Genomic DNA, 17,355 nt, shown 5'->3' on the forward strand with positions numbered 1-17,355 from the left:
CCCGGGCTCGCCCATCCCTTGGGAGCGACCCGCGCGCATGGGTAACGCGCCGATGGCCAGCCCACGGGCGCGTCGAGCGCCCGACCGATCTGGGCGGAGGTCAGGACGTTCACCACGTATCAACTCGATGTCGGGGGACCCCGCCTGTCTGCGATCCCGCAGTCCGCTCGCTGGGAGCGCTAATTGTTCAGATCGAACACCGTCGTACCCGTCCCGGTCGGGCTGTAGGACATGTATATCGGGAATTGGTTGAAAACGTAGTTGCCGGTGACGAAGTTGCCCGGCGGGTTCGCTGTGGTGGGAGAGTCGACGTACGTGAGTGGATAGACGGCTTGGTCTGAGCTGACCGTCTGTGTGTACAACGTTTTGTACGTGTTTGTGGCGCTGTCGTAGGCCTCCACCGAGAAGGTGGTTCCCGCCGGCAAGGGGGCTCCGGGCTGGAGGCCGGCTAGGTTCGGAGGGAGGAGGTCTTGCGGAATGTCGCCGCCGTTGCCACCGGTGTCGATGTTGGCCTGAGGAACGGGCTGATAACCGGTGCTCTGACCGTTGTAGTTGACCGCAAGCCGAAGGTCGGGGGTCAACGGCGCGCCGGATACAGACGCGTACGGGGTCAGCGTATTGTCACCGAATCGTGCGTAATGTTGCGGCTGGTCGATAAGCACACCATGGCCCAGTCCACCGGGCAGTTGCTGAACGAACGAAGTCGGGAAGGTTACGGAATTCGGCGGTGTCGTATTCACCGTGTTGGCCCCGGTGCCCAGCACTCCCTGCCACTCGCTTTGGGGTATGGGTGCCCCATTGCCAAGGGTTTCGTTGGTGACGACACCGACGGTCATCGGCTGCGTGACGATCCCGTCTCCGAAGTTCAGCGACGCCGTGTACGCGTTGTAGGTAACGACGGTTTGGCGGGATGGGTCCCCAGCCGGGCCGAAGTCGTAGGTTAGACCGGTGGCGGTGGGGGTCCCCAAGGACGCCAGGTTGACATCCTGGACGGGAATTAGCGTGGAGGTGGAGCCGGTGTCGAGGAGGGCGAGAGATGGCGGCCCACCGTTGACCGAGACCAGCACCTCCGGTTTATTGCCATTCATGATGAGTTGAACTTGAGCTAAATCGCCCTCCGCGCCTGTGGTGCCGGCGTGACCCAGCAAACGCCCGCCTGCTCCGCCGTGGCCGCCGGGCGGAGGGGTCCCGCTACCGGCATAAACCCCGCCTTTACCGCCGCCGCCGCCGTCGCCGATTAGCTGCCCGCCGTGCCCGCCGGTGCCGCCTACCCCGAACGCGCCGCCCTGACCACCGGCGCCACCATGGCCGAACAAGAGCGCCCTACCGCCGGTACCGCCCGGCGCCCACGGACCGCCGATGCCGCCCGTGCCGCCGGGGCCCCACAACATGCCGCCGGTGCCGCCGGTACCACCGATACCGCCGATGGTCAGTTTGCTGGCGGTGGTTGTGAAGGTTCCGCCCTGACCGCCGGCGCCGCCCCTGCCTACCAGCACTGCGTTGCCGCCGGTGCCGCCGGCGCCGCCCACGCCACCCAGACCGCCGGCACCGCCTGTGCCGGAGATCCAGCCTCCGGTCCCGCCCGGACCGCCGGAGGCGCCGAATCCGCCCATTCCGCCGGTGCCGCCTGCGCCGATCAGTCCGGCGGGTCCGCCGGCACCGCCGTTGAATCCGGTGGCCGTGCTCGCGCCGCCATTACCGCCCTTGCCCCACAGAATCCCACCGGCCCCGCCGGGCGTTCCTATCCCTTGGGCGGTAGTTACGCCGTTGAAGCCCTTGCCGATCAGTGGTCGGCCCAGGAAGGTGTCGGTCGGTGTGTTGATCGCCGCCAGAAAATGCTGGCGAGTCTGCATGGGTACCGTCTTGACGATTTCTTCTCGCACGGCGCGCAGCGCACCGGAGGTCATCGTTAACGCGTTGGCGGCCTCGGCGCCCGCATAGGCGCCCATACCGGCGCCCAACGTCTGGACCAGCTGGGTGTGGAACGCCGCGGCTTGCGCGCTCAGCGCCTGATACGCCGAGGCGTGCTCGGAGAAAAGGGCCGCGACAGCCGCCGACACTTCGTCTTCGGCGGCGGCCGTGACTCCGGTCGTTGGCCCGGCCGCGGCCGCGTGGGCTGCGCTGATCTCGGACCCAAGGCTTGAAAGATCCTGAGTCGCATTGATAATCGCGTCGGGGACTGCGATCACGAAGGACACGTCAGCACTCCAATTGGTTGTAGCGAAGTCAGTGAGCGGTCGCTGCCGAATGGCGAACAAAGCGGACAGTAGCAGCGCTCGGCAAGTCCGCAAAGTTTTTTCGGCGATGTTCGATCGCTCACGCGTCGGCGTGCCGCGCGCCGCGGCAGGGGATCGCAAGACCGTAGATGAGTCAGTCTTGTGGTGGCCGCTGACCTTCTACGCCGCTGCGTCGTCGACGGTGTCCTTGACGGCGCCGATCGGACATGGCGCCCTTCTCAGCGCGGGTCATTACGCCGCCGCCAAAACCCTGCGCCGAACCACCGGCACCCATCAACAACTACAACTGACCCCTGCTCACGGGTGAGGAATTTCTGCGAGACGCCTGCGGGCTTTCGATGCGTACCGCCATCGAATTGGTGTGACGCCATCCAGCGGGCAGGTGACCGCTGATCAGATGCGCCTCGCGACGCGGTTCTCAACACCGATCAATCTGTGCTCGGCGTCCTGGTCTAGCTGCTTGATCTCGGACCCCACACCGACCTTCACAAAATATGGGTGGGTGCCTATGGACAGCGCGGCGTTAGCGGCCTCGGTCGCCGCATACGTCCCAGCCCCCGTGCTCAACCGCTGCACAAATTGGTCGTGAAACAGTCCCGCCCGCGCCATCACCGCCTGATACTGCTGCGCGTAGCCGCCGAAGACTTCGGCGATGGCTGCCGACACGTCATCCGTGGCCGCAGGCGCAACTTGTGTCGTCGACACGGTCGCCGCCGCGTTGGCCGACTTGATCGCCGAGCCGATGCCCGTTAAATCCCGTGCTGCGCCAGCCATACCCTCGAACGAACCAACCACAAAAGATGACAACTACGGCTCCTCACTGGGATGTAGAACCGGGGACAAACGTCTGGGCCGAGCACAATTCACCAATGAAACGTGCGTCTAACCACCCGCCTACGGCGATGACAGCGCAAGGTAACCAATTGACGTCGGGGGCCTAAGTTCGCCGAGCAGCTATCAGAACTTCACTCACCTTTTTGCTCTGATTCGTGTCGTCGCGGTCCGCTTCGTTGGCGTCCTCGATGAGGTACACCCCATGGGTCGGGGCGGCCATGTCGGTCACCACGGGCAGGTCGCGGCACACGTGTAGTGCTTCGAGCAGTGCGGCGTAGCCGAGCTGCGGGCTTTTGCACCCGCGGCACCACCGGCTGGAGATGAACTACCAATTCAGGCGAAAATGGGTGGAATCCGGACATCGAACTGCGAGCGATAGCGGACTGAGAAATGACACATGCCGAACAATTCCGCGAAGGCAGGTTCATGGTGACTCGGCACCGCGAAGGCGAGGCGGTGGTGTTACGTGTCAGCGGCGAGTTGGATGTAGTCACGGTTCCCACGCTGGCTACCGACATCGACATCGCGATAAATGACCAACCGGCGATCCTGGTTGTTGATCTGACCGACGTGGCCTTCGTGTCCTCGGCGGCGCTGTCACTACTCATCGAAGCTCACCGACTCGCCGAACCCACCGCCACGTCGATGCGTGTCGCGGCCGACAAAGACGCCGCCATCCGCCCGATGCGCATCACTGGCGTCGACCAGATTCTCGATCTTTATCCTTCGGTCGCCGCGGCGATTTGCGGCCCGCACGCCTGAGCGAAATCGCGCGCCGCCGTATCGCCGGGGAAAGGCTACGCCGGCGGGGTGAAGGCAAACGTTGATGTGCTCACGCGACTTTGGAGCCGGCGCGCCACATCGAGATTGCCGAAATCGAGCGGTTGAAGGCCACCGGAACCGAACGGCTGGCGGCGCTGCTCATCGACATCGATCAGTTCAAGGCGATCAACGACACCTTCGGCCATCCGGCCGGCGACGAGGTCTTGCGTGCAAGTGCGCAGCGGTTGCGGGCGTCGACCAGGGAAGTCGATGCAGTAGGACGGATCGGTGGCGACGAATTTCTGGTCCTTGTGGCCGATGCTCAACCGGATGAGGTGGCGGACATGGCCGAGCGCATTCGAGCCGCGCAGGCCGAGCCCCCCCGTCCGGTTCGGCCCACACTCCATCGCGTTCACGTGCAGCATCGGTTACGCGGTCGGCCCCGCGAGCGAGCCCATCGACATACTCCTCGAACTGGCCGATGACGCTTTGTATCGCGCCAAATCGAAGGGACGCAACCGAGTCGATCCGCCCACGATGGAACCGAGCGACCCGGACTCTCTCCATCCACGAGTCGTACGGCACGCCAAGTGAGTGGAGCCCTTCGGCGGGTAACCGCGACTCCGCTGCCGGGGGCAACATCCGTATTCTCGCTCTGCGGCGCGCGTCTTGTGCAGTGTGTCGCCCAGTCTTACGGGTGGTCGACGACTGAATTGGGTACTGATGCAGGTGTCGGCCCGCGAGGCCGGCCCATGACCATGCGCGCCGCTTCGCCCAAGGCTTCGGATGCGCCGGCGCCCGGGCGGCGCCGATGACGGAGAGGACTTGATGGCGCACCGCGATCGCGAAACCACCGACAAGCTTTTGCAGGAACTCCTGTTGACCTACGGGCCGTGCGGCCAGGAGGACGCGGTTCGTGACGTGTGTGCCCGCGAACTGGAACCCGTGGTCGACGACATGTGGATCGACGACGCCGGGAACCTGATCGGGTATGTGGCCGCGAACGGCCCCGTCGATCACACCGGCCACCGGCACCGCTGGTCCGCGACGGCGGGGCCCAGCTCCGCGACGCGGGTCATGGCGCACATGGACGAACTGTCGATGCTCGTCAAGCGGGTCGAAAACGACGGCACGCTGCTTCTGACTCAGCTCGGCACGATGTATCCGGGAAATTTCGGGCTCGGCCCGGTGGCGGTGCTCGGCGAACATGAGACCCTCACCGCGGTGCTGACCCTGGGCTCCGAGCACACCACCAAGGAGAGCCCGCGCATCTGGCAGACGAAACCGGACGGCGGCGACCAGGCGCTGGATTGGCCGCACGTCTACGTTTTCACCGGGCGCACCGCGGACGAGCTTTCCACCGCGGGCGTGCGCCCGGGCACGCGGGTGTGCATCGACCGGAGCAAGCGGACGTTGGTCGGGTTCGGAGACTACATCGGGTGTTACTTCCTCGACGACCGCGCCGCGGTGACGGCGCTGTTGCGCGCCGCGCGGATCCTGCACGAGAACGGTGAAAGCCCGGCTGAGGACGTCTATTTCGTGCTCACCACCAGCGAGGAGATCGGGGGCGTCGGCGGCTCCTACGCCAGCGCCGCCCTGCCCGGCAGACTCACCCTTGCCCTCGAGGTCGGCCCCACCGAACAGGAGTACGGGACCACCGTCGGCGGCGGTCCCATCGTCGGCTACAGCGACGCCATCTGTGTCTACGACAAGGACGTCGCGGACCGGCTGATGAGGATTGCCACCGACCGGGGACTTTCGCCCCAGGCCGCCGTGCTGGGCGCCTTCGAATCCGACGCCTCACACGCCAAGGCCAGCGGGGTGACTCCCTGTGCGGGATTGCTCTGCTTGCCCACGCTCAGCACGCACGGCTTCGAAGTGATCGCACGCGACGCGATCGATGACATGGCGGAGATCGTTGTGGACTTCGTCCGGCACCCCAGCTGACGCTACCGACATCGTCGGAGCCTCAGAAACCCCTGGCACGCAACGCATTAGGCTGAATGACGCCTCGAGATCAGCCAGGCTTGCCGGCGGCGACGAACTGCAACACGCGCTGCGTCTGTTGTTCGATGTCGACCAGACCGGCCGACGAAAACAACTCCACAAACGTGTGCCGATCGAACATCTTGAGTCCAATCAGCTGAGCGCCACCGGTCAGCACGCGTCGAAGCGGACCCGATTCGCCCGCATAACTGGTGAGGATCGCGATCCGGCCGCCGCGCCGCAGGACGCGCACCATCTCGCGCGCCACCCGGAAAGGCTCGGGCACCAGATACAGCGCCCCGAAGCAGCAGACGGCGTCGAAGGTTTCGTCGGCGAATGGCAAGGTGCGAGCGTCGCCGCGGACATAACAGGTGTGTGGTCCGGCGTTGTCCAGCACGGCGCGCGTGAGCATCGGCTCGGAGATGTCGAAACCCACCGCGAGGCCACCGGGCGCCAGCTGTTTCGCCAGTGGGGCAGTGAAATTGCCGGGACCGCAGGCGACATCGAGCAACCGTTGAGCAGTGTTCAGACGCAGCGCCGACGCCGCGCGCCGCTGTTCGGCCCGTGCGGTGACGCCGCTTGCGGCGTAGAAGGACGTCGGACGCCACAACCGCTCGTACACGGTGGCGACGATGGGGCTGTTCATGGCGCGCTGCGCGAATGTCGGGACCGGCGAACTGGTCGATTCGCCCAGCACGTCGAGGAATCCGTGGCGCAGCACGGCGGTCTGGTCGAGCAGATCTCGGGTCAGTTCGACGGGGTCCTGGTTCATGGGGCTGCAATTCTGGCGGCAATCACTGAGCAGCGTGCGCTGCAGTCGCAACTTTCAGGGTAGTGGCCTCAGGTGGGTTGTCGGACCGTGGTGCGCCCGCTTGCCTCGGCCGGAACATAGCTCATAACCTGGGCACGTCCGACTGCACAGGAGCGTCCGGCCTGGCGCAGTAGGTGCAATACGATCGGCGGGGCATCGCAGTGGCCGAACTGACCGGCGCGCGCGCAGAAGAGCTCGCGACGATGGATGTCTTCGAGGGCTGCAGCATCGAGGACCTGGTGCCTTTGGCGGCCCGTCTCCACCCGCTGCGCGCCGTCGCCGGCCAGACCCTGATGCAGCAGGGCGAGCAGGCGGTGTCCTTCCTGCTCATCTCATCGGGTACGGCCGAAGTCAAGCACGTCGCGCGCGACGGGACGGTCGCGCTCGGGCAGGTGGCTGCCGGGACGATCGTGGGAGAAATCGCACTCCTGCGAGACGCGCCGCGGATCGCGACCGTGACGGCGGCCGAATCGCTCGCGGGCTGGATCGGCGACACCGACGCCTTCGCCCGGTTGGTGCACGTCCCCGGCGTCCTGCCGCGCCTGCTGCGCACCGTCCGGCAGCGTTTGGCCGGGTTCATCGAGCCCATCCCGATAAGGGTCCGCGACGGAACACGCCTGACGCTGCGTCCTGTCCTTCCGGGCGATGACGAGCGGACCATGCACGGTCACATCAGATTCTCCAGCGAGACGCTTTATCGGCGCTTCATGACGGCTCGCCTTCCCAGTCCCGCGCTGCTGCACTACCTCTCGGAGGTCGATTACGTCGATCACTTCGTCTGGGTGGCGACCGACGGGACGGACCCGGTGGCCGACGCACGGTTCGTCCGTGACCAGAGCGATCCGAGACTTGCCGAAATCGCGTTCACCGTCGCCGATGCCTATCAGGGGCGGGGAATCGGCAGCTTTCTGATCGGCGCGCTGTCGATAGCCGCCCAGGTGGACGGAGTCGAAAGATTCTCCGCGCGAATGCTTTCCGAGAATGTGCCGATGCGCGCGATCATGGACCACTACGGTGCGGTCTGGCAGCGCGAGGACATCGGCGTCATCACCACCGTCATCGACGTGCCGCGCCGCCAGGTTTTCGGTCGTGAGACGGCCGATCGGATCAAGCGCGTCGCCCGGCAGGTCATCGAAGCGGTGGGGTAAAGGGCATGCGTCCGTTGCTGATTGGCACGGTGGCAATTTCCGTGTTCACACTGGTGATCGCTTCATGCGCGCACTCTCGCGCGCCCGCGCCTTCGGCGACGCCCACGAAATCACCAGCGGTTGCCCACACTGTGGTCAATCCCGCAAGCATCAAGCGGGTCGTCGGCGACCTGCCGCCCCACTACGAGGTGAGCACAAACATTCCCGCCATTGCCTCACCCCCGGTGATCTGGGGCGTGAAACCCGATGGAACGACCAAACCGCCGCAATGCGCCGCGCTCGCCGATCCCGGTAGCGGACGTGACCACACCGCTCAGGGCGTGTCCGGGTCCGGCGCCGGCGGCATCGTCGACGCGGTGGTGGTGACTTTGCCGGGCCCGGTGGAACTCGACCGCAACGACTTTGCCGGATGCGGTCGGTGGACCATGACCGACGCGCACACCACGGCCGTCGTTCGACTCATCGACGCCCCGCATATCGACGGAGCCGAAACCCTCGGCATGGTGGTCGACACCAAGTCGTCCGTCGAATCGGGTACCGAAATCGATTCGCGCGTATACACTTTCACGGCCTACCTGGGAAGCTACTACGCGTTCACCACCCTGACCGCCGACCCCGGTTCGGCACTGCCCGGGCTGCCGCCGCAATTCGCCGCCGATCTGCTGGTCAAAACGGTCTCCGCGTTGCGCAGTTGAGCCCCCGCTCTTGGGTAGATTGGCCACGATGTTGAAGGTGTTGCTCGCTAGCGCATCCGTGTGCGTGCTCGCCGGCTGCTCGGCTGGGACGGATCCCGCTTCGGCGAAGGCCGACATCAACAAGGTCGCCGAGGTTAAGTCGAGCTTCGGGCCGGAGTTCAACGTGACCGACGTCTCCGAAAGGGCGATCGACCCCCAACTGCTATCGGCCCACAAGCTGCCGGACGGCCTCACCTTCGACCCCGCCAACTGCGCCAAAATTGCCATGGGGCCGGAAATGCCGCCCGATTTGCAGGGCAATATGGCGGCGGTGTCCGCCGAGGGCAAGGGCAACCGGTTTGTGGTCATCGCCGTGGAGACCTCGAAAGCCCTGCCGGTCAACGACCCGGGCAAGGACTGCAGCAGGGTGGGATTCACGGGTGCCCAGCTGCGGGGCGGCATCGAGGTCATCGATGCGCCGCACATCGACGGCGCCCGCACGAACGGCGTGCACCGGGTCCTGCAGGCGGTGGTGGCCGGCGGACCCCGCACCGGCGAGCTCTACGACTATTCGGCGCAATTCGGCGATTACCAGGTGATCGTCATCGCCAATCCGCTGGTGATCCCGGGCCAGCCGGTCACCGCGGTCGACATCCAGCGTGCCCGCGACCTACTAGTCAAGGCCGTGGCGGCGGTCCGGAGCTAGCGCGACGACGGCGAGCGCCGGGACGGCGCGAGTAAGGAGTCGCGCCATCAGACCTAGCGCGACGACGGCGAGCGCGGGGACGGCGCGAGTAAGGAGTCGCGCCATCAGGGCTAGCGCACGTCGCGGGGCCGGAACTGGATGCTGACGCGCGGACCCGTGGGAGCCGACGTCTTCGGGACCGAGTGCTCCCACGTCCGTTGGCACGATCCGCCCATCACCAGCAGATCGCCGTGTGCCTGCGGCAGCCGCAACGAGGACCCGCCGCCACGCGGTCGCAGCGCAAAGGTTCTGGTGGCGCCGAGGCTGACGATCGCCACCATGGTGTCCTGCGAGCTACTGCGACCGATGGTGTCGCCGTGCCAAGCGACGCTGTCGGACCCGTCGCGATAACAGCACAATCCCACCGTCGTGAAGGGCTCCCCGAGTTCGCCGGCGTAGATGTCGTTGAGCCGTCGGCGCAGCCGCGCCAGCATCGGATGCGGCGGATCTTCGACCGTCAGGTCGTGAAAGCTGACCAGCCTCGGGACGTCGACCACGCGGTCGTACATGTGCCGGCGCTCGGCCCGCCAGGGCACCGTCGAGAGCAGCGCGTCGAGCAGGCCGTCGGCGTCGGTCAGCCAGCCGGCGCGGATCTCGATGAACGCGCCGTCACCGAGTTCCCTGCGCTCGGTGTGCTCGAAGAGTGATCCCTGCACCGCGATCCCCACGCCCGCAGTTTATCGCACAACAGTTCGATGAGGAGGGGACCGGCCGGTCGAGCGGCTACCGTTTAGTTGTGGGCTTTAATGGAGGCTCAGTGGAGTTGGGCACCAATTCCGAGGTGGGCGCGCTGCGTATCGCCATCCTGCACCGCCCCGGCGACGAACTGGCTCGACTGAATCCGCGCAACAACGACCAACTCTTGTTCGACGGGTTGCCGTGGGTCGCGCGTGCTCAGGAGGAGCACGACGAGTTCGCGGAGCTGCTGCGCTCCCGCGGCGTCGAGGTGCTGCTGCTGTCCGACCTGCTGACCGAATCGCTGCGCCACAGCGGGGCCGCCCGCATGCAGGGGGTCGCGTCCGCGGTCGACGCGCGTCGCCTCGGAATGCCGCTGGCGCAAGAGGTCTCGGCCTACCTGCGCGGTCTGGACCCGGTCAGACTGGCCAACGTCCTGATGGCCGGCATGACGTTCAACGAGCTGCCGTCGGCCACCCGCACAGCCGGGTCGTTGGTGCTTCGCATGCACCACGGCGGAGATTTCGTCATCGACCCATTGCCCAATCTGGTCTTCACCCGTGACTCGTCGGTATGGATCGGGCCGCGGGTGGTGATCCCTACCCTGGCGCTGCGGGCCCGGGTACGCGAGGCGTCGTTGACCGATCTCATTTATGCCCATCACCCGCGGTTCACCGGCGTGCGGCGCGCATACGAGTCGCGCACCGCTCCAGTCGAGGGTGGGGACGTGCTTTTGCTCGCGCCGGGCGTGATTGCGGTCGGCGTGGGGGAGCGGACGACGCCGGCGGGTGCGGAGGCGCTGGCGCGCAGCCTTTTCGATGACGGCCTTGCCGACACGCTGCTCGCCGTGCCGATCGCCCAGCGGCGCGCTCAGATGCATCTCGACACGGTGTGCACGATGGTCGATACCGATTCCTTGGTGATGTACGCGAACATCGTCGACACGCTCTCCGCGTTCACGATCCGGCGCACGCCCGATGGCGTGGACATCGGCGACGAGGCCCCGTTTCTCGAGGCCGCGGCAGCCGCGATGGGGGTCGACAAGCTGCGGGTGATCGACACGGGCTCCGACCCCGACATCGCCGAACGCGAGCAGTGGGACGACGGCAACAACACGTTGGCCCTCGCGCCCGGCGTCGTCGTCGCCTATGAGCGCAACGTGCAGACCAACGCCCGCCTGCGAGAGGCGGGCATCGAAGTGCTGACCATCGACGGGTCGGAACTGGGCACCGGCCGCGGCGGCCCCCGTTGCATGACCTGTCCCGTCGCCCGCGACGCCCTCTAGCGCTGTCCACCGAGATTCCCGCCATGGTCATGGTCGACGCGCGATGCACAGCCTTGACGGCAATCTCGATGGGCCCCGGTGCTACCGCCAGCTCGGCAACCAGATCTCCATGTTCCAGGTCTGTTGGGAGATTGCCAGACCGGTGAGCACCGGGACCAGCCACGCGAAGTTCGTCACCACCAACGCGACGTAAAAGCTCACGGCGATCAACCCCAGCGTGCGTCGCTCGGAACCTTGATGCTTGCGGGCATGCAGAATGTCGCCGCAGATCAGCGCGATGGCCATGACCAGGAACGGCGCCATCGTCGCCGCGTAGAAGAAGTACATCTGCCGGTCGATGTCGGCGAACCAGGGCAGCCAGCCGGCGCAGTAGCCGGTCAAGACCGCGGCGTAGCGCCAGTCGCGCCGAACCAGCGTCCGCCATAAGGCGTACAGCAGGACCGGCACGGCCAGCCACCACATGGCGGGGGTGCCCACCAGCATCTCGGCCCTGACGCACGACTGTGCGCCGCAACCGGGAACGTTCTGTTGGTCGATGGCGTACAGCACCGGCCGCAAGGACATCGGCCAGCTCCACGGTTTGGATTCCCACGGGTGGTAGTTGCCGGCCGAATTCGTCAGGCCCGCATGGAATTCGAAGGCCTTCGCCGTGTAGTGCCACAGCGACCTGATGGCGTCGGGGAGCGGCACAACTGAGTGGGGACCAATCGACTGGCCCACCTCGTGGCGGTCGATCGCCGTCTCGGAGGCGAACCACGGCGCATAGCTGGCCAGGTAGACCGCAAACGGGATGAGCACCAGCGCATACCCGGTGGGGACCACGTCACGGCGCAAAACTCCCCGCCAAGGGCTTCTCACCTGGTACTGACGCCGTGCCGCCACGTCGAACGCCAGCGACATCGCGCCGAAGAACACCACGAAGTACAGTCCCGACCACTTTGTGCCGCACGCCAACCCGAGAAGAACGCCCGACAAGAAGCGCCACCAGCGAACACCCAGGCGCGGACCCCACACGGTTTCGGCGCTGCGGCCCTCCATCAGAGCGACGTGCATGCGGCGGCGCACCTCGTCCCGGTCGACGATCAGCGCGCCGAACGCCGCGACCACGAAGAAGGTGAGCAGGCCGTCGAGCAAGGCGGTGCGCGCGGTGACAAAGCTCACGCCGTCGCAGATGACCAAGACCCCGGCGATGGCGCCGACCAGGGTCGACCGGCTGACCCGCCGGATTATCCGCATCACCAGCACCACCATCACCACGCCGAGCAATGCGCCGGTGAACCGCCAGCCCACCCCGTTGTAACCGAAGAGCGCCTCGCCGATGGCGATCAGTTGCTTGCCGACCGGCGGATGCACGACGAGGCCGTAGCCGGGGTTGTCTTCCACCCCATGGTTGTGCAGCACCTGCCAGGCCTGGGGTGCGTAGTGCTTCTCGTCGAAGACGGGCGTGCCCGCGTCGGTGGGCGAGCCCAGGTAGAAGAACCGGGTCACCGCTGCCAGCACCGCGATCACTCCGGTTGCGACCCACCCGCGGACGTGGTCGGTCGGACCGAAATCCGCGACCGGAACCAGCGGTCCGGGGCTCACGACGGGGACGACGCGCTCGACGCGGTTTTCCGGTTCGACGGAGCTCTCGCGGGGCGGGGCGGTCATCACGTCGATCGTAGGCTGTCCGTCATGACCTCTGGTCGCCTACTGCTTGGCGCGACCCCGCTGGGGCAGCCGTCGGACGCCTCTCCGCGCCTGATCGACGCGCTGTCTCGGGCCGATGTCGTGGCGGCGGAGGACACCCGTCGGCTGCGCATCCTGGCCAAGGCGCTCGACGCACCCATCAACGGCCGAGTGGTCAGCCTGTACGACCGAGTCGAGGCCGCGCGCGTGCCCTCCCTGGTCGATGCGATCGGGGCCGGCGCGACGGTGCTGCTGGTCAGCGACGCGGGCATGCCGTTGATCAGCGACCCCGGCTACCGGTTGGTCGCGGCCTGCGTCGATGCCGGCGTTTCGGTGTCGTGTCTGCCCGGGCCGTCCGCCGTGACGACCGCGCTGGCGGTGTCCGGTCTGCCGTCGGACAGGTTCTGCTTCGAGGGGTTCGCTCCGCGCAAGAAATCGGCACGCCGAACATGGTTGGGCTCCCTGGTCGACGAGGCTCGCACGTGCGTGTTCTTCGAATCACCGCGCCGGTTGCCCGCGTGCCTGCGCGACGCGGTGGAGCAGCTCGGGGGTGCCCGCCGGGCGGTGGTCTGCCGGGAGCTGACCAAGGTGCACGAGGAGGTCGTGCGCGGGTCGCTCGAGGAGCTGGCGACGTGGGCGGCCGACGGTGTGCTCGGCGAGATCACCGTCGTGCTCGAGGGCGCGACCCCGCGCACCGATATGGCATCGCTGCTGGCCCAGGTCGACGAGCTGGTCGCGGCGGGGGTGCGGGTCAAGGACGCGTGCAGCGAGGTCGCCGCGACCCATCCGGATGTGCGCTCGCGCCAGCTGTACGACGCGATTCTGCGATCACGCCAGAGCGATTAGGCGCCCTTCATTCGTCAGGGTATGCACAACCCGATTGGACCGAGGTGCGGGCCGATGCACCGCGGCTTGAGTAAGGTCAGCGGACCCGGCAGGTGCGGCAGGGCTTGCCCGGGGTGCGCGAACCATCCCGGCAACTTGGGTGCCCCCGGCAGGGCCTGCCGCGGGTGCGCGAACCATCCCGGTGCGGCCGGCAGCGCTTGCGCGGGGTGCGCCAGCCATCCCGGTGCGGCGGGTGGCGGTGGCAAACCAGCCCGTAGAGCCGCCAGATTGGGAGGTGCCGCCGGCAGCCTCGACAAAGCCGCTGGGCCCGGCAACCTCGGCAAAGATGCGCCCGGCGCCGCCGCTGCCACGGGAGCCCGCAGCAAACCCGCTGTCGGTGAGGCCGCTGAGACCGGCAGGCCAGGCAGCGAGGATGCCGATGGAGGGCTCACCGTCGGGATGTTTGCCGTCACCGTCGGAATCGTTGTGGCCGCCGCCGCCGGAATGGTCGTCGTCGCACCCGGGATGGCCGCCACCGCTGCGGGAACCGCCGCCGCGGTGGCTGCAGGGCGCAGCTGGGAACTCAATTTGGTAAGGCCGGGGATCGAGGGGGCAGTGATCCCGGGAATCGAGCTGAGATTGCCACTAGAGATCTGGTTGAGACCGGGGACCTGGGAGACAATCCCGTTAATGGCGGTAGTCCCGGGGAGGTTGCCGAAGTTCAGTCCCGGTGCTTTGACGTTGTTCGGCAACAAGCCCGCGGCCTGCAGGTAGAAAAGCGAAAGAGAGGTACTTGACGCAACGCCGGCAACACCTCCCGCCAGCCCAACGAGGGAGGTTGGCACCCCGATGACGGTGCCCCAGACCGACTGGACCGCCTGCGCGTCGGCCGGTATGGAAGTCAGGCCGGCCATGCCCGGCACCGAGCCGGCCAACGGGTCACCGTCAGGTGCGGGCACTCCGCCAAGACCGGGGCTTCCGGGGGCCGAGCCGCCCGGCGAAGCTGCCCCCGCGGGCGCCATGTGGGCGCCCGATGATCCCGAGTTCTGCGCAGGTGCGACCATGTTGGCCGCGGGCGAAGACGGTGTACGCTGCGCCGCGGGCGCCGCTGAAGCCGGCCCCCCCGGCGGCGACTGCGGCATGAGGACCGACCCCGCGTTGGCGCATCCGTTGACGCATGTGCCTCCGCCCGGGGACGGCGGCGCATTGCTGACCGAGGTCAGCGGCGTGACCGCCAGCGTCCCGCCCACCAGGGCAGACGCCGCGGCGCCGAGTAGAGCGACTCTCATGACCTAAACCTCTCCAGACCTCTCCGACCCTGCGACCCTACGACCCTTCGACCCTGCGACCCTGCGACTGTCCAGCCGTCGGCTCGCTATCGGCGCGATGTCTGAATCTTATGCGCAGCCGGCCGCGGGCGGGCGTTATCCCCAACATTCATATCCGGCGCACCGGCATGTCAGCTAACCGACCGACGCGGCGGCCGCGACGCGCGGCGAGCGGACGATCGGGGCCGCCTTGTGGAGGCACTCCTCCCATTCGGCGTCGGGATCGGAGTCAGCGGTGATTCCGCCGCCGACGCCCAGCACGGCGCTGCCGCCGGCGGGAAACTCGACCGTGCGGATCGCGACGTTCAGCTCACAGCCCGCGACGGGTGATGCCAAACCAATCGTGCCGCAATACACTCCACGACGGCTGGCCTCCCATTGTGAAATAAGTTGGCGTGCACGATGTTTGGGCGTTCCGGTGACTGAGGCGGGCGGGAAGGCGGCGTCCAGCAGCGCCGAGGCGGGCAGCTCGACGGGGACCTGCGCCGACACCGTGGACACCAGGTGCCATACGCCCGGCGCGGGCCGCACGACCAAGAGCTCCGGCACGGTGACGGTGCCGACGGTCGCCACCCGGCCGAGGTCGTTGCGAACCAGGTCCACGATCATGATGTTCTCGGCTACTTCTTTGGCCGACGACCGCAGCGCGGACGGCCAGGCATCCAGCGGCAAGGTGCCCTTGATCGGGCTGGACGTCACGACCGTTCCGCGGCGCCGCAGGAAGAGTTCCGGAGACAGCGACGCCACCGCTCCCCACGGGCCTTCGAGATAGGCCGCCCGGGCCGGAGACGTGCGTGCGACGCCGTCGATGAAGAAGTCCAAGGGGGCGCCGCTGAGGGTCCCGCTGAACTGTGTGCACACGCATGCTTGGTAGACCTCGCCGGCGCCGATCGCCTCCAGGCACGCTAGTACCCCGTCACGGTGAGCCGCGCGGTCGGCGGGACCCCAGGCGATGTCGCAAGCGCGTGCAACTGGCGGCGCCTCGGCGAGCGCGGCCGCCAACCAGCCCGGCATGGGCGCACCCGAGAGGCTGTCATACCACCACCGGCCCTCGCGGTCTTGCCGCAGGACGCAGTCCGTCCAACCGCCCGCGGCTTCCGGAATCCGGTTCGGGCGCCCGTCGGCAGCGGGATCGGGATAGCACCGATAGCCGAGCCAGCCACCGCCGACGACTCGGCTGCTCGGCGCCTGCGGCCCCGGGGGGATTGCGAACGCATCGTTTGCGTCCACGGGCTGCACCGAGAGGCTCGGGGCGATGATCGCGAGCGCCCCGAACCACTCGCCGGTCAGTGCGGCGGGCGGCGGCAATCCAAGGCGTGCGGTGGCGTTGCCGACGGCGCCCAGCACGCAAGGTGCGGCCCCGAGGTCACCCAGCCGGTCGATCCGCACCGCCCTAGCTTGACAGAGTTCGTACTGCCGTGTTCCTGGCGTACGCGGTCCGTACGTCTAGCCGCGGCTGATGGGCCGGGCAGTCGCCAGGGCCGCCAGCTTGTCGGGGTTGCGCATCACGTAGAAGTTGGTGATCTTGTCGTCCGCGATCTCCAGCGTGATCACCCCCTCGAGCTGTTCGCCGAGGTACAGCAGCACCGCCGGAGCGCTGTTGCAGGTCACCATTTCGACGCGCAGAGCGGCCCCGGCTCTGCGGACCAGCCCGGTGATTGCCCTGGCGACGCGCTCGGCGCCCACAACGGGTCTGCGGGCGGCGCTCACGAAGCCGCCGCTGTCGGCCGTCCAGGTGGCGTCCGGGGCCAGCATCGTCATCAGCGCCTCCACGTCGCCGGTGGCCGCCGTGGCCAAGAACTGAGCGGTGATTTCCGCGTTGCGTTCCGGGTTGACCGCGTCGAAACGCTTACGCCGCGCCCGTACGTGTTCGCGGGCCCGGTGCGCAATCTGCCGCACGGTCGCCGCCGGTTTGCCCACCGCCTCCGCGATTTCGCCGTAGTCGAAACCGAACACCTCTCTGAGCACGAAAACCGCCCGTTCGTCGGGACCGAGTGTTTCGAGCAGAACCAGCATCGCCATCGAAACCGATTCGGCTAGAACGACATCCGACGACGGGTCGCGATCGTCGAGCAGCAGCGGCTCGGGCAGCCATGGCCCCACGTACTCCTCGCGGCGGCGGGCGTCCGCCCGCAGCGCGTTGAGCGCCTGGCGGGTGACCAGCTGCGCCAGATACGACTTCGTGTCGCGCACGCCCGCCAAGTCGACGGCGGCCCACCGCAGATAGCTGTCCTGCAACACGTCATCGGCCTCGGTTGCCGAGCCGAGGATTTCGTACGCGATGGTGAACAGCAACGGCCGCAGCAGCGTGAACCGCTCGGCGTGCTCCCAGTCGTCCGACGTCATCCGTCCCGGGGTCCGTCCTGGGTTCTGTCCT

16 protein-coding genes and 1 pseudogene are annotated in these 17,355 nt (G+C 67.3%); 9 read left to right on the forward strand and 8 right to left on the reverse strand.

The window, feature by feature from the left end; all coding sequences use genetic code 11:
* Positions 1 to 179: 179 nt before the first annotated feature.
* Positions 180 to 2,198 carry a PecA family PE domain-processing aspartic protease gene (locus JO059_RS18605; RefSeq protein WP_293321367.1) on the reverse strand — a complete coding sequence of 673 codons (2,019 nt, stop codon included), beginning with the start codon at positions 2,196 to 2,198 and terminating at the stop codon, positions 180 to 182.
* A gap of 106 nt (positions 2,199 to 2,304) precedes the next feature.
* Between JO059_RS18605 and JO059_RS18610 the strand changes: the two genes are divergently transcribed.
* Positions 2,305 to 2,544, forward strand: a complete 240-nt coding sequence (locus JO059_RS18610) for a hypothetical protein (RefSeq protein WP_293321369.1) — start codon at positions 2,305 to 2,307, stop codon at positions 2,542 to 2,544.
* An 86-nt stretch (positions 2,545 to 2,630) separates the two neighbouring features.
* On the opposite strand, the gene JO059_RS18615 is transcribed toward JO059_RS18610, so the two are convergent.
* Positions 2,631 to 3,011, reverse strand: coding sequence for a PE family protein (locus tag JO059_RS18615; RefSeq protein ID WP_293321371.1), 381 nt, complete (start codon positions 3,009 to 3,011; stop codon positions 2,631 to 2,633).
* Between the two features lie 450 nt (positions 3,012 to 3,461).
* Between JO059_RS18615 and JO059_RS18620 the strand changes: the two genes are divergently transcribed.
* From JO059_RS18620 to JO059_RS18630, 3 genes and pseudogenes are all read left to right on the forward strand, one after another.
* Entirely contained in the window at positions 3,462 to 3,833 is a 372-nt protein-coding gene (locus JO059_RS18620) for an STAS domain-containing protein (protein ID WP_293321373.1), read from the forward strand.
* A gap of 122 nt (positions 3,834 to 3,955) precedes the next feature.
* Positions 3,956 to 4,427, forward strand: a pseudogene (locus tag JO059_RS18625) (GGDEF domain-containing protein).
* A gap of 234 nt (positions 4,428 to 4,661) precedes the next feature.
* Positions 4,662 to 5,780 (forward strand): M20/M25/M40 family metallo-hydrolase, encoded by a 1,119-nt coding sequence (locus JO059_RS18630; RefSeq protein ID WP_293321455.1) that lies wholly within the window; start codon positions 4,662 to 4,664, stop codon positions 5,778 to 5,780.
* A 70-nt stretch (positions 5,781 to 5,850) separates the two neighbouring features.
* On the opposite strand, the gene JO059_RS18635 is transcribed toward JO059_RS18630, so the two are convergent.
* Positions 5,851 to 6,591 carry a methyltransferase domain-containing protein gene (locus tag JO059_RS18635; RefSeq protein WP_293321375.1) on the reverse strand — a complete coding sequence of 247 codons (741 nt, stop codon included), beginning with the start codon at positions 6,589 to 6,591 and terminating at the stop codon, positions 5,851 to 5,853.
* Between the two features lie 200 nt (positions 6,592 to 6,791).
* Here JO059_RS18635 and JO059_RS18640 point away from each other — a divergent pair, with 200 nt between their 5' ends.
* The 3 genes from JO059_RS18640 to JO059_RS18650 are packed head-to-tail and all read left to right on the forward strand — an operon-like array spanning position 6,792 to position 9,158.
* Entirely contained in the window at positions 6,792 to 7,778 is a 987-nt protein-coding gene (locus tag JO059_RS18640) for a GNAT family N-acetyltransferase (protein WP_293321377.1), read from the forward strand.
* 5 nt (positions 7,779 to 7,783) lie between these two features.
* Positions 7,784 to 8,473, forward strand: coding sequence for a DUF5642 family protein (locus JO059_RS18645; protein ID WP_366516240.1), 690 nt, complete (start codon positions 7,784 to 7,786; stop codon positions 8,471 to 8,473).
* Positions 8,474 to 8,501: 28 nt separating this feature from the next.
* On the forward strand, positions 8,502 to 9,158 hold the full coding sequence (locus tag JO059_RS18650; protein WP_293321381.1) for a DUF5642 family protein: 657 nt from the start codon (positions 8,502 to 8,504) through the stop codon (positions 9,156 to 9,158).
* A 110-nt stretch (positions 9,159 to 9,268) separates the two neighbouring features.
* Here JO059_RS18650 and JO059_RS18655 read toward each other — a convergent pair whose 3' ends face one another.
* Entirely contained in the window at positions 9,269 to 9,865 is a 597-nt protein-coding gene (locus JO059_RS18655) for an alpha-ketoglutarate-dependent dioxygenase AlkB (protein WP_293321383.1), read from the reverse strand.
* An 89-nt stretch (positions 9,866 to 9,954) separates the two neighbouring features.
* Here JO059_RS18655 and arcA point away from each other — a divergent pair, with 89 nt between their 5' ends.
* The gene (arcA, locus tag JO059_RS18660) at positions 9,955 to 11,157 is read left to right on the forward strand and encodes an arginine deiminase (protein ID WP_293321457.1); all 1,203 of its coding nucleotides are present in this window, start codon (positions 9,955 to 9,957) and stop codon (positions 11,155 to 11,157) included.
* Between the two features lie 81 nt (positions 11,158 to 11,238).
* Here the strand turns inward: arcA and JO059_RS18665 are convergent, their stop codons facing one another.
* Positions 11,239 to 12,807, reverse strand: a complete 1,569-nt coding sequence (locus JO059_RS18665; protein WP_293321385.1) for a dolichyl-phosphate-mannose--protein mannosyltransferase — start codon at positions 12,805 to 12,807, stop codon at positions 11,239 to 11,241.
* 24 nt (positions 12,808 to 12,831) lie between these two features.
* On the opposite strand from JO059_RS18665, the gene rsmI reads away from it, so the two are divergent.
* Positions 12,832 to 13,671: a 16S rRNA (cytidine(1402)-2'-O)-methyltransferase gene (gene rsmI / locus JO059_RS18670; RefSeq protein ID WP_293321387.1), complete on the forward strand. Its 840-nt coding sequence runs from the start codon at positions 12,832 to 12,834 to the stop codon at positions 13,669 to 13,671.
* 14 nt (positions 13,672 to 13,685) lie between these two features.
* Here rsmI and JO059_RS18675 read toward each other — a convergent pair whose 3' ends face one another.
* The 3 genes from JO059_RS18675 to JO059_RS18685 all read right to left on the reverse strand — a co-directional run bounded on the left by JO059_RS18675 (position 13,686) and on the right by JO059_RS18685 (position 17,324).
* Positions 13,686 to 14,939, reverse strand: coding sequence for a hypothetical protein (locus tag JO059_RS18675; RefSeq protein WP_293321389.1), 1,254 nt, complete (start codon positions 14,937 to 14,939; stop codon positions 13,686 to 13,688).
* 174 nt (positions 14,940 to 15,113) lie between these two features.
* A complete protein-coding gene (locus JO059_RS18680) occupies positions 15,114 to 16,367 on the reverse strand; it encodes an aminodeoxychorismate synthase component I (RefSeq protein WP_293321391.1) in 1,254 nt (417 codons plus the stop codon).
* A gap of 57 nt (positions 16,368 to 16,424) precedes the next feature.
* The gene (locus tag JO059_RS18685) at positions 16,425 to 17,324 is read right to left on the reverse strand and encodes an RNA polymerase sigma-70 factor (protein WP_293321393.1); all 900 of its coding nucleotides are present in this window, start codon (positions 17,322 to 17,324) and stop codon (positions 16,425 to 16,427) included.
* Positions 17,325 to 17,355: the final 31 nt, after the last annotated feature.

The organism is Mycobacterium sp., assembly GCF_019247615.1.
Taxonomy (GTDB): Bacteria; Actinomycetota; Actinomycetes; order Mycobacteriales; family Mycobacteriaceae; genus Mycobacterium.

Coding starts and splice junctions, on each gene's coding strand:
- JO059_RS18610 (WP_293321369.1), top strand. CDS start 2,305: ATGTTCGATCGCTCACGCGTCGGCGTGCCGCGCGCCGCGGCAGGGGAT.
- JO059_RS18615 (WP_293321371.1), bottom strand. CDS start 3,011: ATGGCTGGCGCAGCACGGGATTTAACGGGCATCGGCTCGGCGATCAAG.
- JO059_RS18620 (WP_293321373.1), top strand. CDS start 3,462: ATGACACATGCCGAACAATTCCGCGAAGGCAGGTTCATGGTGACTCGG.
- JO059_RS18630 (WP_293321455.1), top strand. CDS start 4,662: ATGGCGCACCGCGATCGCGAAACCACCGACAAGCTTTTGCAGGAACTC.
- JO059_RS18635 (WP_293321375.1), bottom strand. CDS start 6,591: ATGAACCAGGACCCCGTCGAACTGACCCGAGATCTGCTCGACCAGACC.
- JO059_RS18645 (WP_366516240.1), top strand. CDS start 7,784: ATGCGTCCGTTGCTGATTGGCACGGTGGCAATTTCCGTGTTCACACTG.
- JO059_RS18650 (WP_293321381.1), top strand. CDS start 8,502: ATGTTGAAGGTGTTGCTCGCTAGCGCATCCGTGTGCGTGCTCGCCGGC.
- JO059_RS18665 (WP_293321385.1), bottom strand. CDS start 12,807: ATGACCGCCCCGCCCCGCGAGAGCTCCGTCGAACCGGAAAACCGCGTC.
- rsmI (WP_293321387.1), top strand. CDS start 12,832: ATGACCTCTGGTCGCCTACTGCTTGGCGCGACCCCGCTGGGGCAGCCG.
- JO059_RS18675 (WP_293321389.1), bottom strand. CDS start 14,939: ATGAGAGTCGCTCTACTCGGCGCCGCGGCGTCTGCCCTGGTGGGCGGG.
- JO059_RS18685 (WP_293321393.1), bottom strand. CDS start 17,324: ATGACGTCGGACGACTGGGAGCACGCCGAGCGGTTCACGCTGCTGCGG.